The sequence below is a fragment of the Mycobacterium asiaticum DSM 44297 genome (genome assembly GCF_000613245.1).
Lineage (GTDB): Bacteria > Actinomycetota > Actinomycetes > Mycobacteriales > Mycobacteriaceae > Mycobacterium > Mycobacterium asiaticum.
On sequence record NZ_HG964939.1, the window covers coordinates 163,719 to 178,676 of the forward strand.

The 14,958-nt window shown below is 67.5% G+C and carries 11 protein-coding genes; 6 read left to right on the forward strand and 5 right to left on the reverse strand.

Translation table 11 applies throughout. The annotated features are described in order from the left end of the window. Positions 1–4 precede the first annotated feature (4 nt). The 5 genes from BN972_RS31045 to BN972_RS24755 form a co-directional block, all read right to left on the reverse strand. Positions 5–1,966 (reverse strand): FkbM family methyltransferase, encoded by a 1,962-nt coding sequence (locus BN972_RS31045; RefSeq protein ID WP_080697182.1) that lies wholly within the window; start codon positions 1,964–1,966, stop codon positions 5–7. Next, the gene (locus tag BN972_RS24740; RefSeq protein ID WP_235192582.1) at positions 1,963–3,396 is read right to left on the reverse strand and encodes an O-antigen ligase family protein; all 1,434 of its coding nucleotides are present in this window, start codon (positions 3,394–3,396) and stop codon (positions 1,963–1,965) included. The genes BN972_RS31045 and BN972_RS24740 overlap by 4 nt, the downstream gene beginning before the upstream one ends. A gap of 32 nt (positions 3,397–3,428) precedes the next feature. Continuing rightward, on the reverse strand, positions 3,429–4,946 hold the full coding sequence (locus tag BN972_RS24745; protein WP_036364266.1) for a polysaccharide biosynthesis tyrosine autokinase: 1,518 nt from the start codon (positions 4,944–4,946) through the stop codon (positions 3,429–3,431). Between the two features lie 117 nt (positions 4,947–5,063). Then, positions 5,064–6,776, reverse strand: coding sequence for a copper resistance CopC family protein (locus BN972_RS24750; RefSeq protein WP_036364269.1), 1,713 nt, complete (start codon positions 6,774–6,776; stop codon positions 5,064–5,066). 13 nt (positions 6,777–6,789) lie between these two features. Beyond that, the gene (locus BN972_RS24755) at positions 6,790–8,655 is read right to left on the reverse strand and encodes a putative bifunctional diguanylate cyclase/phosphodiesterase (protein ID WP_036365784.1); all 1,866 of its coding nucleotides are present in this window, start codon (positions 8,653–8,655) and stop codon (positions 6,790–6,792) included. Positions 8,656–8,940: 285 nt separating this feature from the next. Between BN972_RS24755 and BN972_RS24760 the strand changes: the two genes are divergently transcribed. From BN972_RS24760 to BN972_RS30000, 6 genes are all read left to right on the forward strand, one after another. After that, positions 8,941–9,744 (forward strand): FkbM family methyltransferase, encoded by an 804-nt coding sequence (locus tag BN972_RS24760; RefSeq protein WP_036364272.1) that lies wholly within the window; start codon positions 8,941–8,943, stop codon positions 9,742–9,744. A 96-nt stretch (positions 9,745–9,840) separates the two neighbouring features. Further along, positions 9,841–11,034, forward strand: coding sequence for an NAD(P)/FAD-dependent oxidoreductase (locus tag BN972_RS24765; RefSeq protein ID WP_036364274.1), 1,194 nt, complete (start codon positions 9,841–9,843; stop codon positions 11,032–11,034). A gap of 5 nt (positions 11,035–11,039) precedes the next feature. Then, on the forward strand, positions 11,040–11,936 hold the full coding sequence (locus BN972_RS24770) for an RNA polymerase sigma-70 factor (RefSeq protein ID WP_036365786.1): 897 nt from the start codon (positions 11,040–11,042) through the stop codon (positions 11,934–11,936). A gap of 51 nt (positions 11,937–11,987) precedes the next feature. Next, positions 11,988–13,256 (forward strand): aminodeoxychorismate synthase component I, encoded by a 1,269-nt coding sequence (locus tag BN972_RS24775; RefSeq protein ID WP_036364277.1) that lies wholly within the window; start codon positions 11,988–11,990, stop codon positions 13,254–13,256. A 152-nt stretch (positions 13,257–13,408) separates the two neighbouring features. Beyond that, complete coding sequence (locus BN972_RS29995; protein WP_051545798.1) at positions 13,409–13,888, forward strand: hypothetical protein; 480 nt, start codon at positions 13,409–13,411, stop codon at positions 13,886–13,888. Between the two features lie 89 nt (positions 13,889–13,977). Beyond that, positions 13,978–14,940: a hypothetical protein gene (locus BN972_RS30000; protein WP_051545799.1), complete on the forward strand. Its 963-nt coding sequence runs from the start codon at positions 13,978–13,980 to the stop codon at positions 14,938–14,940. Positions 14,941–14,958: the final 18 nt, after the last annotated feature.

Consider the following 14,958-nt stretch of genomic DNA (forward strand, 5'->3'; position numbering starts at 1 on the left):
GCCGCTACGAGGCCAGGAACCGCTCCACCAGATCCGGCGAAGCAACCGCGCAGAAATCGTGCACATAGCCCTGCGGCATGGCGAACGGATGGAATTCACCCGTATCCACCATCGACATCTGGTCGCGCTCCACGTCGAACTCGGCGATCGGCCGTAACGCCGATTCGGTGACATAGAACAGGTGATAACCGAGATTCTCGATCTGGCGGAAGACGTCGCCGATCGGCCGCGCGAGATGGCGCTGCTCGATCTCGATCAAAATTGTTGGCCGGCAACGACGGAGCATGGCCGCGCCCCCGCTGAGCACCGCCATCTCGTGGCCTTCGACGTCGATCTTGACGAAATCGACGGATATGTCCGGCGGTAGGACGTCGTCGAGCCGAACGGTCGGCACGTCTATCCGACGCACCTCGACGCCCTGCCCGTCGAACCCGTGGGACAGGCTGCCCTGCGCGGTCACCTGGCGGTTGCGGCGCTCGGGCACCAGCAGTTGGGCAATCGCCGGTTCATCGGAAACCGCGGCCTGGTGGAAGTGCACCTGCGGGCGGACCCGGGCAAGCTTGCGCAGCATTGGGGCGTTGTCCGGATGAGGCTCGAAACTGTAGAGCTGCCCGTACTTTCCGACCCGGCGAGCCAGGTGATAGGTGAACAACCCCCAGCTCGCCCCGATGTCGACAACCGTCGCCCCGCTGGGCGTGCAGTGGTCGGCCACCGACATCGCCAGGTCGTGGGTCAGCCGACGCCGCCACAACATCTCGGTGGCCGTGGTCATCGCGGTGTGGCCGAACACCCGGCCGACATTGCGTACGGTCACATACTTCGCCGCCCAATTGGCCGCTTCGCTATGCAACAGGCGATCTTTGGTGGTCACAGTGCTGCCGCCTTCCGACTCGTGCGTTGCCTCGGTCCAGATGTCCGTCAGCCGCCGATACCAGCCGTCCAGGCCGAAGTCACCGGCGCGACTGCGTGCGGCCGCGCCCAGGCCGGCACGCAAGGTGTCGTCTTTGAGCAGTTCGGTCAGCGCCTCGGCAATCTGCGCTGGACGGCCGGGGTGTACCACCAAACCGGTCTCCCGGTCGATGATCGCCTCCCCGATGCTGCCCACCAGCGTCGTCACCGGCGCCAACCCGTACGCCATCGCCTCCAGCAACGCCATCGGCAGGCCCTCGTCATGGCTGGGCAAAACGAATATCTGTGCATCACCGAGTAATTCGTCCCTGGCGGCCGGATCCAGCCAACCCGCGACGGATATGGTTCGGTCCAGACCGGCCGCACTGACCGCCGCCCGCACCTCGTTCACCTCTCCGTCGCCGGCGAGCGTCAACCGGAGCCTGTCCCGCAAGGTCTCGTCGAGCATGGCGATCGCTGCGATCAGGTCGTAGCTGCCCTTACGCGCCCCTATCCGCCCCAGTGAAACCGCGTGCACCAATTCCACATTCGTCTGTGGCACCGGGTCAGGTGGAATGGGAACCGCGTTGTGCAGCACACTGATCCGGTGGGCGGGCAGCCGCAACCGGCTGCGGTACTCGTCGACATGGCGCGCACCCAGTACCAGCCACCGATCGGCGACCAACGTGCGCCGGATCACCCGCTGCCACACCGTGGGCAGCCGGTCGAACCAGCCGCCGAAATCGTAGCTGTGGGCGTGCACCACACAGGGAACCGCCGCGAGGCGGGCCGCGGCCATCGGCAATGCCTTGCGCAGCACGCTCCCCCCATGCGCGAGGTGAACGTGCAGGATGTCGGCCCGTCCACCCAACACGAGCCAAGTCGCGCGCAACATCCCGGAGACGCCGACCCAGAGCCGATACCCAAGGGAGCCTTCGATATACGTCGGCACCATCACGATATCGAACCGATCGTCGGGGTGCGCGGCCATGAGGCTGCTGACCGTGGCCATGCCACCCCGGCTGGCCGCTTGGGCCGGGGCCGGACCCACCACCACAACCCGCAACGACGCTGTCACTGGACAGGCACCAATTCGCGCTCTGAATCCTGCACTTCCGTCAGCTCAGCGCGACGGCGTTCCCGCGTGGCGAACGCCAGCGCCGATCCCAGCGCGATGCCCAGCGTCATCGCATTCGCAGGGTCCTCGGGCAACGGGTCGATGATGCACATCACCAGCAGCCCGGTGCTGACCGCCGCGCTGATCTTGGCCGGTACCGAAGCGCTGCGCAGGGCGCGCACCAGCGGGGTGAGAGCAAACACCGCAAACCCGGTCATCCCGACCGCACCGGACTTGGCCAGCCACCATAGGTAGAAGTTGTGTGCGTAGGTGGTACCCAGCGTCTGGGTGAATTCGGTTGGATCATCACCCCCGAAGGGCAGTTGATACGCATAGCCCAGACCGTGGCCGAAGATCGGTGCCGCCTCGATCGCCTCGTTGAGATGCCGGTCCTCGGCAAACCGGGCCAGGGTCGAAGGATCGGCGGACAAAGCCGCGCCGGACGTCCTGCCGAGTACCCGGTGGCTGAAACCGGTGATCTGGTTGGCCAGCCACACTCCGGCCGACGAATCCCCCAGCAGGAAGAGCGCACCCGGAATGGTCACCGCCAGGATGCCCAACCCGGTGAGGGTCAGTCGCGCGGCCCGCCGGACCGCCGACCAGCCCATGCTGGCGAAGAAGGCGACGACGGCAGCGACGCCCACCGAGATGATGGTGTTGCGCGAGAACGCCAGCACCGCAATGACCAAGGCGGGCAAGCCGAGCGCGAGGTAGGCGATCGGCTTGACGCGACCGGCGATCTGCGCTGCGACCAATGCGGTCAATACGGCGATCGCCGGTATCAGCGTCGAGGTGATGACGCGGTTTGCGGCGTCCCCGGTGTCCATCTGCAGGCTTTCCGTGCGGCCCGCCAGCCGGACACCGCCCGAGGAGCCAAGGATGGCCATCCCCGCCGAGAACCACAGCGTTACCACCGTCGCGTGGATCGACAACATGATGTGCTCGCCGTACACCACCACCAACGCCAGCACGAACCCGGCGATCATCTCGAGCAGGAACGTCGCCTCGCGCACCACCACCGCAGGATTGTGTCCCATCGAAAACCCAACGGCGGCAAAGTAAAGCACCGTCGCCGCAAACATTCCCGGCAATAGGTACTCAGACATGCGTAACCGCACCGCCGGCAGCACGAAGCAGATGGCCAGCACCAACACCACGTGTGAGGCGTAGATCGACACCGGACCGATCACTTTGCCCACGTGCAGCCCCTGCGGCAGGGCGGCGCACCCCAAAAAAAGCGCCAACCCGATCATAAGTTCCGGCTTGGCCCAGTACACGATCAGGAAGAACGTCAGGCCGACCAGCAGGATGCCCTGGGTGGTGTTACGCACCGAGAGTGCCCCGTAGAGAAAGCATCCCGACAAAAAGACCGCCAACGCCACTGCGGCCATCGCCAAACGGTGGCGACTCCGCAGGTACCGAATCACGCCGGCCCACTGACCTTGGCGCGGTATGTCCGAGTGGCGGCCCTGGTATGCCGCGCAATGCGGGCGTCGGTCAGCACGGTACCCACCACATTCGCACCCGCCGCGCGCAGCGCCGTCAGCGCGTCCTCGAGTTCGTCCTCGGTGGTGCGACCGGCTCGCAACACCAACACCGTCGCGTCCACGGCACCACCGAGCAAACCCGAATCCGCCGTCGCCAGCACCGGTGGCCCGTCGACCACCGTCCGCTCGAAAGTCCTTGCCACGTCGGTGAGTACCGTGTCCAGCACCTCGGGTAGGTAGGCGCTGGTGGGCAGTGTCTCGCGGCGGACCGAGCGCGCCGCGAGCACGAACAGCTTCGGAATCGACGTCGGCTTGGTGGCTTCGGTGGCGATCTCGGGATTCGACAGCGCGTTGGAAAGACCTTCCCCCGACTCGACTTTCAGCAATCCGGCAATGACCGGCCGGCGGGTGTCGCCCTCGATGAGCAGCACGTCTTCACCGAGTTCGGCGAACGCGCGGGACAGGTTGATCGCGGTCGTCGTGGTGCCCTCACCGCCGAACGGTGCGGTCAGCAACACCCGGTTCGCACCCGTGCCCATCGCGCGCAGCAGCCGGGCACGCAAGCCGCGCACCGCGTCGTCGAACGAGATGTCGGTGCCGAATCGCGGTGCATTGCCCCGGTGCCCGGGCAACTCGGCCAGCGTCGGCAGGCCGGACAAGCTCTCCAATTTCACCCGGTCGCGCACCGTGCGGTCGGCGGCGTCGCGGGTCAACGCCACCCCGGTACCCAGCAGCAAACCGGCTACCAACCCCATCGCCATGTTGCGCACGGGTACCGGCTTGACCGGGTTGTCAGGTATACCGGGTTGCTCGACCACAGTGGCCCTGGCGATCGGCAGCGGCGCCGCGGACGGTGACGCCTGCGCCGGCGGCGGTGCAGGCTGCGCCTCGGTGGGCAGCGTGGTCTCGCTGGCCTGCGGCTGGATAGAGGGCTGCTCGCCGTCCGACACCGCGGGCGACGGGGTTGGGACCGGCCGAACCGTCGGGGTGGCGGCCGATGCGTTCGGCGGGGGCGGGTTTCCGCCGAGCGTGCCCACCATCATGGTGAACTCGTCGGCGACCGCCTTCGCCAACGTTGCCGCACGTTTCGGGTCGGTGTCGGTGACGGTGATGGTGAACAGGGTCGTCTTGGGGGTGAATGCCACCTTCGTCTGGCTGGCCAGGGCATCCGCGGAGACCGGGAGGTGGAACTGGCTGACGGCGCGATCCGCGACGGCGTGCCCACCGGCTATGGCCGCGTACGACGACAACCGCTCCTGGGCGGCCTGGGTTCCCTGGTAGACCTGCATGAGATCGGTTTCACCGGTGAACGAGATGAGCACGGTCGCGGAGGACTCGTAACTCTTGGTCTGGAACGCCGTAATGGCTGCGGCGCCCGCTAAGCAGGCCAGCAGCGCGCACAGGACCAGCTTCCAATGCAGCAGCAGCGTCCGGACAAAAGTGCGGAAATCCATCCACTAACCCCCCTGCATGGACGCCATCTCATAGCGTCAGTTTGCCCCCGCATACCGATAGCATAGCAACTACCCGAGTTTCATACTAATGTAATGTTTTGGCGGTGACAACGCCGCTCAGGAGGCGGCCGGGGTGGCCAGAACTTCACGCGATACATCCAGCGTGGCGATGGGATAGAAGCCCGCGTCATCCCGCCCGTCTCGGGCCAGCCGCATTGGCGGGTAGGTCACCACATGTGAGCCGTCGGGCTTGTGCTGCTGCCACTCCACGGCAGCCCGCAAGGTGTAGTGGCCCGGCGCCAGGCCTTTGAGCTCGACGCGGACCGTCTCGGTCGTCGAGGCCGGTGGCGGCTGGTCGATGCTGCGGTCACCCGACGCGTCCGGCACCAGACCCCGCAGGTCAACGGAGGCTGGCAGCGTTCGAACCGTCTGTCCGGCAAAATCCACCAGACGATAAGCCGGGACCCATTTCTCGGTGGTCGCCGCGGCGCCGTAGTTGGTCCACGTGACCGCTATCGAAGCCACCTTGTCCTGCAGGGATTGCGAACCCGGCCGGGCTTCCACCGAGTACCGATAGCCGGCGGTCGCGTTGGCCTGTGCCCACAACACGTACAGCTTCGGGTCCATGGGCGAGGTCGCATCCTGATCGGGGAAGTTGATGCTGGACGTCATTGACACGTGGTACCGGATGACGTCGTGCAGACCCTTGTCGTAGTACTGCTGCGGCGAGGTGTCCTTGGGCAACTGACACCACTCGGTGATCACCGGCGCCTTCGCCAGTCGGTCTTTTAGAGCAGCGACCAGCGGATCCTGGGTCTGCACATAGTGCGAGGCGCTGGACTCGGCCCACGTCGGCAACGGCGCATACACCCCGAGGCAGTCCGAACGGATACCGACCGGTGCGACCAGTTTCTTGCTGACGTCGTCGGACAGCAACTGCCGCACGATTTCCGGGTTATTGGGCGCGGTCACCAGCTGCGTGTGCGGGAAGGCGTTGACGTTCGCCGCGACCAACTGCTGGATGGACGATTTGGTGATGTTCTGGTCGCCGTACTGGCTGTAGTAGCCCAAAGCGGCCTCGCTCTGTTCCGGCCCGGGGCCCGGGGCGCCCAGCGCGTCCTTCAGGTAGGCGACATGGTTCTCGCTGAAGTCGCCGTAGCCGGAGAATTCGAAGACGCTGAGCCGTTCGTCGTTGTCGTAGCGGCGTCCCAGCGCGGCCAGCAACTGGCTGAAGTCGCTGAGATAGGTGGGGTCGTTGAAGTTCGGCACCACCTGCGTCACCCCGGGAGCCGATCCGGTTCGCGGGCCGGGATAGCTGGTGCTGGTGCCCGGCCGAGCGCGCTCCCAGTCGGGTATCTCGATATTGGTGTTGTCGGGGTAGGACGTATTGCAGCAGGAGTTGTAGGCCTGCACCCGCAGTGTGAGCCGCATCCGGCGCTCGGCCATCTTGTTCAGCGCGTCGTCGATGATGCTGAAGTCGTACTTGCGATCGTCCGGGGCGTCCGGGGGCAAGGTCGCTGGATCGACCGGTTGCAGCTGCCGCCAGGTCACCCGCAGGCTGGCGTCGTAGGAGGCCGGCCACGCCGGATACCGCTGCTGGGCCGGTGCGCCCTGCGGGAAGAGCGGCACCATCAGGTCTTCGTACTGCCCCCGTAGTGGGTTGGGTATCTCCTGCGCGGCCGGCGGGATGGCCGGATTCACCATTGCGGCCAGCGGGCCGGGATCGTTGTGGTTACGGCTGCAGCCGCCGATCAGCAGTGCCGCCCCGGCGACCACCACGGTCGCGCAGGCAACGACGGTCAACGTGACTTTTCTGATTGTTCGAGCCATTCTCACTGGTGAGCTAGATTGCGCCGAGCGTCAGCGCCTCGCGGTCGGCGAGGAACGGCATCGGCATCCAGCGCGCGGACAGCAACGCCTCCATGGCGTTGCCCGGAACGGGACGGGACAGCAGGAAACCCTGCGCCCGGTGGCAACCGTGTTGCATCAAAGTCAGTGCGGCGGCCGGAGTTTCGACGCCTTCGGCGACCAGTTGCAAACCGAACGCCTCGGCCAGGCCGATTATGGCGCGCACGATGGCCAGGTCGCCGGCGTTGGTTCCCAGGTCCCGGACGAACCCGGTGTCGATCTTCAGCATGTCGACCGGCAGGGACTTCAGGTGCGACAGCACCGCGTACCCGGTGCCGAAGTCGTCGATGGCGATCTGGACGCCGACCTCTTTGAGCTCGTGCAGGGTCTTGCGGGTGGTTTCGATGTCGTGCACCACCGCGCGCTCGGTGATCTCGAGGCAGACCGAGCCGCCGTCGATGCCGAATTCCTCGATGGTGTCCGCGACGGTGCGGACGAAGCCGCGGGTGATCAGCTGCACCGGTGAGACGTTGATGCGCAGAATCGCGCTCTGGCCCACCCCGTTCGCGCGCCACCGGCTGAATTCCGAACAGGCGCTTCGCATCACCCAGCGGCCCAGTTCACCGGCCAGGTTCGTCGACTCGGCGACCCCGATGAACGAATCCGGCAGCAGCAGGCCCCAGATCGGGTGCCGCCAGCGCACCAGCGCTTCGGCCGCGACGATCGCGCCGGTCCACAGGTCGACCTCAGGCAGGTAGTGCAGCAGCAGGGCTTCGCTGTCGATGTCGCCCTGCAGGTGCAACTCGATGTCGTTGCGGAATGCGCTCTTTAGCGACATGTCGTCGGTGGACAGGGCGACCTGATTACCGCCGGCGCGCTTGGCCGACAGGACCGCTTCGTCTGCACGACGCAGCAGGTCGGTGCTGTTATCCCGGCCGGGCATGCCCACAGCCAAGCCGATGCTCACGGTGCGGGTGATCTGGTGGCCGCCGATCGCCAGGCGTTCGCGCAACATGGTGCCCAGACGGCGGGCGAACGATTCGGCGGCTGCGCTGGACATCGTCTGATCCGGGATCACCACGAACTCGTCACCGCCGAGGCGGGCGATCATGCTCTGGCTGCCCGCGCACACCCGCAGGCGCTGCGCGAAGACGCGGATGAACCAGTCGCCGGCGGTATGCCCCAGGTAGTCGTTGATCGACTTGAGGCGGTCCAGATCCATGTACAGCACCGCCACCGGCCCGGGGTTGCCCGACGCCAGCCGCTCGGTCAGATGCGCGACCAGTGCCCGACGGTTGTAGAGCCCGGTCAGGTCGTCATGCTCGGCCAGGTAACGGAGCTTCTCCTCCGCCGCGATCCGTGCCTGTAGCTGCGCGAACAGCGCGGCCACCGCTTCGAGGGTGTTGATCTCCTCTTGCTTCCACTTTCTGGCGCCGAATTTGACGAATCCCAGCACGCCGGTGGTCTTCTCCCCCGACACCAGCGGGGCGGCCGCGACCGACGGCGAAGCCACGTGCTTGGCACCGCTGCCCCAGCGCTGAAATGACCGATTGTTCTGCTCGGGCCGGATCACCACCGGCTTCCTGCCGTGCTCGCACTGCGCCAGCACCGGGTCCGCACTGGTGAAGTGCACCACCGCCTCCGGGTCGGGGTCCGGAACATTCACCCGCGGCGGCCATTCGGCGACCAGTACCGAGGCGCGGATGTCGTGGTCGTGATGGCGCAGGAAGCTGGCGTCCACGTCGAACTGCTCGACGAGCTGGGCTAAAACCCGTTCACTGACCTGTGTAGCGGTGGACGCGGTCGCCTCCATCAGCTGGGTAGCTACGGAAGTGACGACGAGGTCCAAGCTGCGCGGCAACGGGTCCTCCGATTCGTGCACGTCCCAAGTCGACTGCGCCGGCTACGGGCGACTACCAGTCATCAGACAATCTTGGCGGCCGCCGTATCTCAATGCCTGCCGATGCGCATCGAAGCGGCCTCAAAAGTCGCCTGGAAGCCCTGGGCAGTACCCGGACCGACGCAGGTCACGGATGGATTAGTGGTCAGCGAAGACTATCACGCAGAGCCCCTGGTGCCCTGTGCTAACTCCGCTACTCCACCGTGGCCGGCGGTGTCGTCGGCCAGGGTCGGCTAGGGTCGGCTTGTGTCAGTCGCAGCGTCCGCCAAACGGTTGCTCGCGCCGGCGGCAAAGACGCTCACGCCCCGCTTGTTCTGGCGGCGCAAATACCGGATCTTGCAGCGTCTCGGTGAATCCCGCCCGGACGTCGCGCTGGTGCAATCCCTGTGCGACCCAGGCCGCGTCTCCCTCGACATCGGCGCCGACGTCGGCGAATTCGCAATTGCCATGCTGAGTAAGTCGCAATCGGTGATCGCGTTCGAGCCGCGTCCGGCTCAGGCCCGCGACCTGGCGGCAATGTTCGAGGCAGTCGGCGCAAACGTGCGCGTCGAGGCGGTGGCGTTGTCGGACACGCCCGGCGTGACCACGATGCGGGTGGTCGAATCCGATCCGGGGCGAAGCACCATCGACGGGGAGAACGTCCTGGACACCGCGATCGGCGGCGCCGTCCAGTCGATCGAGGTCCCGGTCAAGTGCCTCGACGACTACCGGCTGACGAATGTCGGGCTGATCAAAATCGACGTCGAGGGCCATGAGCTGGCCGTCCTTCGCGGTGCCCTCGATACGTTGCGTCGCAATCGGCCATCGATCGTCGTCGAGGCCGAAGAACGTCACCATGCCAATGCGGTCGCCGACATCACCGAGCTGTTGAGCAGCCTGGGCTTCCGCGGTCATTTCACCTTGGACGGGCAGCGCCGGCCTATCGAGGAATTCGACGCCACCGCCCATCAGAACGCCGCCAACATCGGCGGAGCGGAGGACGACTGGGCCGCGACCGGCGTGTACGTCAACAACTTCGTCTTCGAGCCCGCGCAGGGGCCAACGCCGTAGCGGCGTGAAACAAATCACAATTGGGGTCTGCCCTGTCACGGATGGCCGGCTTGCGGTGTCTGAAGGTCGTAACGCTCGCGACCAAAGGAGACAAAGATGTCTGAGCTACAACCGACCGGGACCCGCAAACGCGTCGTCGTCATCGGCGGCGGCTATGCCGGCACCATGGCGGCCAACCATCTGCGGCTGCGGGCCGACGTCGACATCACCCTGGTGAACACTCGGCCGCAATTCGTCGAACGCATCCGCCTGCACCAGCTGGCGGCCGGTACCGGCACCGCCACCGCCGACTACGGCACGCTGCTGGGTAACGGCATCGAGCTGGTTGTCGACAAGGCCGAGCACATCGACGCCGCCGCCCGCCGCGTGCGGCTGGCCTCGGGCGCCGAACTGGAATACGACTACCTGATCTACGCCGTCGGCAGCACCGGCGCGACACCCGTGGCGGTGCCCGGCGCCGCCGAGTATGCGTTCGTGCTCGCCGAACTCGAAGGCGCGCAACGGCTGCGGTACGCGCTGGCCGACCTGCCGCCGAACGCTCCGGTCACCGTGGTCGGCGGCGGCCTGACCGGCATCGAGGCCGCCGGAGAGCTGGGCGAGGAGGGCCGGGCCGTCACCCTGGTGTGCGGCGGCATCTTGGGTCCGTCGCTGAGCGGCCCGGGGCGGCGCTCGGTGGCAAAGCAGCTGCGCAAGCTTGGGGTCACCATCCTGGAAACCGCCACGGTCAACGAGGTGCGCTGGGATTCGGTAGTGCTCAACGACGGCGAGGTGCTGCCCAGCGCGGTGACCGTCTGGACGGCCGGCTTCGGTGTCCCCGACCTGGCCACCCGCAGCGGGTTGCGCACCGACTCGATCGGCCGCCTGCTCACCGACGAGACGCTGACCAGCATCAGCGATGAGCGCATCGTCGCCGCCGGGGACGCGGCCGCGCCGTCCAACCAGCCGCTGCGGATGAGCTGCCAGGCCGCCAACCCGATGGCCGCCCAGGCCGCCAATACCGTGCTGGCCCGCATCGCCGGGACCACCCCGGCCAAGCTGAACCAGGCGTTCACCGGCCAATGCATCAGCGTCGGCCGCAGCTACGGCACCGTGCAGCTGGCCCGCCTTGATGACACCCCGATCAGGCTCTACATCGGCGGCCGGACGGCCGCCACCATCAAGGAACTGGTCTGCAAGGGAACGCTCTGGGGTCTGCGTAAGGAAGCGGCCAAACCCGGCTGGTACCGGTGGATCAAAGGCGGCAAGCGCCCCGCGCAGCTGCCGGCGGACAAGCAGGCTGCGCTGCGGTGAGCTCGATGACGGACAGCGGCGGGCATGCAGACCGGTTCTCTCTGCTGCGCCCGCTGCTGTTCACCATCGCCTACGAGATCCTCGGCTCGGCCACCGAAGCCGACGACGTCCTGCAGGACAGCTACCTTCGCTGGGCCGATGTCGACCTCTCGACGGTGCGCGACACCAAGTCCTATCTGGCCCGCCTCGTCACCCGTCAGGCGCTAAACGCCTTACGCGCTCAGGCGCGCCGCCGTGAGGAGTACGTAGGACCCTGGCTGCCCGAGCCGCTACTGCTCGAGGACCAGGACGCGTCGGCCGATGTCGTTCTGGCGGAATCGGTTTCAATGGCCATGCTGGTGCTGCTGGAGACGCTGACTCCGGACGAACGGGCCGTGTTCGTGCTGCGCGAGGTGTTCGGGTTCGACTACGGCGAGATCTCCGAGGCCGTGAACAAGTCGGAAGCCGCCGTGCGGCAGGTCGCCCACCGGGCCCGGGAACACGTGCACGCCCGCCGCAAACGTTTCGATGACATCGACCCCGAGCGCAATGCCCAGATCACCCAGCAGTTCCTGGCCTCCGCCGCGAGCGGGGACGTGGATGCGCTGCTGGCCATGCTGGCACCCGATGCGGTCTGGACGGCCGACAGCGGCGGCAAGGTCAGCGCGGCCCGCAAGCCGGTGGTGGGCGCAGAGCGGGTAGCCAGGGCCGTCGCCGGGCTGATGCGCAAGGCGCGGGCACGACTTCGGGTGGAGACGGTGACCTGCAACAGCGCTCCGGCCGTGCTGTTCTACCTTGACGAACGGCTCGAAGGGTTGATCACGGTGGAGATCGTGGACGAGAAGATCACCCACTTCTACGTGATGCGCAACCCCGACAAGCTGGCCGCACTGGTGAACGCACGTGAGATCAGTCGTACTTGATCCAGGCGGTCCCTGGCGTGCGAATACCCGCGGTTCTGTCAAGCTAGGTCGGTGCGAATCGACCGGCTCGGTGACCTGGGCGGCGCGCCCCAGGTGCTGCGCGCCGTCGGCCGCGCCGTTAGTCGGCTCGGCCTGGCGCCGCCGGCCGCACTGACCGGAGAATGGTTCGGCGCGCTGGCCGTCATCGCACCGAGCGTGTCCGTGCAGCCGGTCGCTGTCGACAAGGTCTTCGATGTCAGCCCCGCCCGGTCGGCGAATCCGCAGGTGGACGCGGTGGGCGGAGGCTGGATCGGCTACCTGTCCTACCCGGATCCGGGTGCCGACGGACTCGCGCCCCGGATTCCCGAGGCCGCCGGCGGCTGGACGGACAGTGTGCTGCGCCAAGACCGGGACGGCCAGTGGTGGTACGAAAGCCTCTCGGGTGCGCCCATGCCGGACTGGCTCACCGAGTCGCTGGGGTCGCGCGCCGGCCCAGGGCCCAGAACTGCACCGCTGTGCCAGATCAGTTGGCGGCCCGCCGATCGCCCAGCACACCGCGCGGGTGTGCTGGCGTGCTTGGACGCCATCGCCGCGGGCGAGGTGTACCAGGCTTGCGTCTGCACCCAGTTCGCCGGAACGGTCAGCGGATCTCCGCTGGAATTCTTCGCCGACGGGGTGGCCCGAACCGCACCGGCGCGGGCGGCGTACCTCGCCGGTCACTGGGGTGCCGTCGCATCCCTGTCACCCGAACTTTTTCTGCGACGCCGGGGCGGCGTCGTGGTTTCCAGCCCCATCAAGGGCACCCTGCCCCTACACGCCTGGCCATCTGCGCTGCGGGCATCTCCCAAGGAAGTCGCCGAGAACATCATGATTGTGGATCTGGTGCGCAATGACCTTGGCCGCGTGGCGATTACCGGTACCGTCAAAGTGCCCGAGCTACTGGTGGTGCGCCGGGCACCCGGCGTCTGGCATCTGGTGTCGACGGTGTCGGCGCACATACCATCCGACCTGCCGAATACGGCGCTGCTGGACGCCGCCTTCCCGCCTGCTTCCGTTACCGGGACACCCAAAATACGTGCCCGGCAACTGATTTCACAGTGGGAGCAGCGACGACGCGGAATCTACTGCGGTACAGTCGGTTTAGCATCTCCAGTCGCGGGATGTGAGCTGAACGTAGCTATCCGCACCGTCGAGTTCGACCGCCACGGCGCCGCGGTGCTGGGGGTCGGCGGCGGCATCACCGCCGACTCGGATCCCGACGCCGAATGGCAGGAATGCTTACATAAGGCGGCTCCCGTCGTCGGACCGCCGAGCACCGTCGCGGCAAGTCGGGTGAGTTAGCTCAGCAAATTCCGGAGCAGATAATCCGGTCCGGTGATTTTTGCCGAACGCCCACGCGGATTCCCGCGTGCGCATAAGCTTCAGCCATCGACTCGTCTGTCCGCGCGCAAACGCGGCGGGGTCTGCAGGCAGCAAGGTTGGAGGGGATCGGCATGAGAGTCGCCATCGTCGGCGCAGCGGCGGCCGCTGTTTTGGGTGGTGCGCTGGCGGTTGCGCCGTTGACCGTCTCCAACCAATCCAGGACGCTGCCTTCGGGCGGCACCTGCAGCGCAGGTAAGCAGTGCGATCGGCTCGCGTCCGTCCTGATGCCCGAGGCGGGCAAACAGTCCGGAGCCCAGGCGCCGAGGGTGCCGTCAGCGGTCGAGCCGCCGGCGGCTCCCTCGCCTGCAATCGCACCGCGGCCCGAAACGCCCGGAAATCCGGCGCCGGCCGCCTACACGCCGCCCGCCGGGTCCAGCGGCGGCTCGAGTTTCTTGCCGCCCGCATCCAACGCGATCAGTCCCGCCAACCCGCCGGCCGCGGCGGCGTTACCGCCCGGCATCGACGACTACCCCACGCTTCCCGGCATCGGCGGCATCCCCGGCGTCGGAATCCCAGGCGTACCGGACCTCTACGGCGTGGCAGGGGGGTAGCAGGGCTGGCCGGGATCCCCTATGGCGCCAACGCTGCCTTTTCGATCGTCAACGGTCTGATCGGGGTAGGCAACACTGTCTCCGGAGCGGTGACCTCGGGTGCGCTGGCCGTCACCTACGTGGTGCTCGCCTACAACGCCTTGCAGAGCTCGGGCCTGCTGCCCGCCATCAACAACGGCCTCGGCTCGCTGGGCAACATACTGCTACCGGGTGCCGCGGCCCTACCGGCTGCGGCGTTGCCCAGCTTGAGTCTCCCTGGCCTGCCGAGCCTGCCCGGCCTGCCGGGGATGTCTCCCGCGGGCCTGATCGCGCTCGCCGGCGCCGGCGGCCTGCCCGGCCTGCCGGCTCTGCCGGGCGTGTCAGCGGCCAGCCTGCTGCCGCTGGCGGCAAATGGCCTGCCGGGTCTGCCGGGCGTGTCTCCCACCGACCTGATCGCGCTGGCTACCAGCGGCGGCATTCCGGGTCTGCCCCCGTTGCCGGGCGTCGACCCGGCAATCATTGCCGCGGCCTTGCCGGCGTTGGCTGCCGGCATTCCGGGGTTGCCTCCGATACCGGGTCTCGACCCAGCGATGCTGTCGGCGGCCCTGCCCGCGCTGGCCACAGCGATACCGGGTGGGATACCCAACGTGGATCCGGCGATGGTGGCCGCGCTGCTACCGGCGTTGGCTGGCGGAGTCCCGGGTGTGAATCCGGCGATGCTGAGCGCCGCGCTACCCGCCTTGGCCGGCGGTGTACCCGGCGTGGACCCCGGACTTGTTGCCGCGGCATTGCCCGCCTTGGTCGGCGGAGGAGCACCGGGGCTGCCGAGCTTGCCGGGCGTGCCGGGCCTGCCCGCGCTACCGGGCGTAGACCCGGCCGCGCTGGCTGCAGCGCTGCCGGCGATAGCGGCCGCCCTACCCGGCCTCCCCGGCCTGCCCGCGTTGCCCGGCTTGCCCGGCCTGCCTGGCTTGCCCGGCCTGCCTGGCTTGCCCGCGCTTCCCGCCCTGCCGGGACCCCCGCCGGTGCCCCCGCACCCGCCGATCTGCCCGATACCGGGTGGACCCTGCTTCTGACATCCTGACTGGACGCGG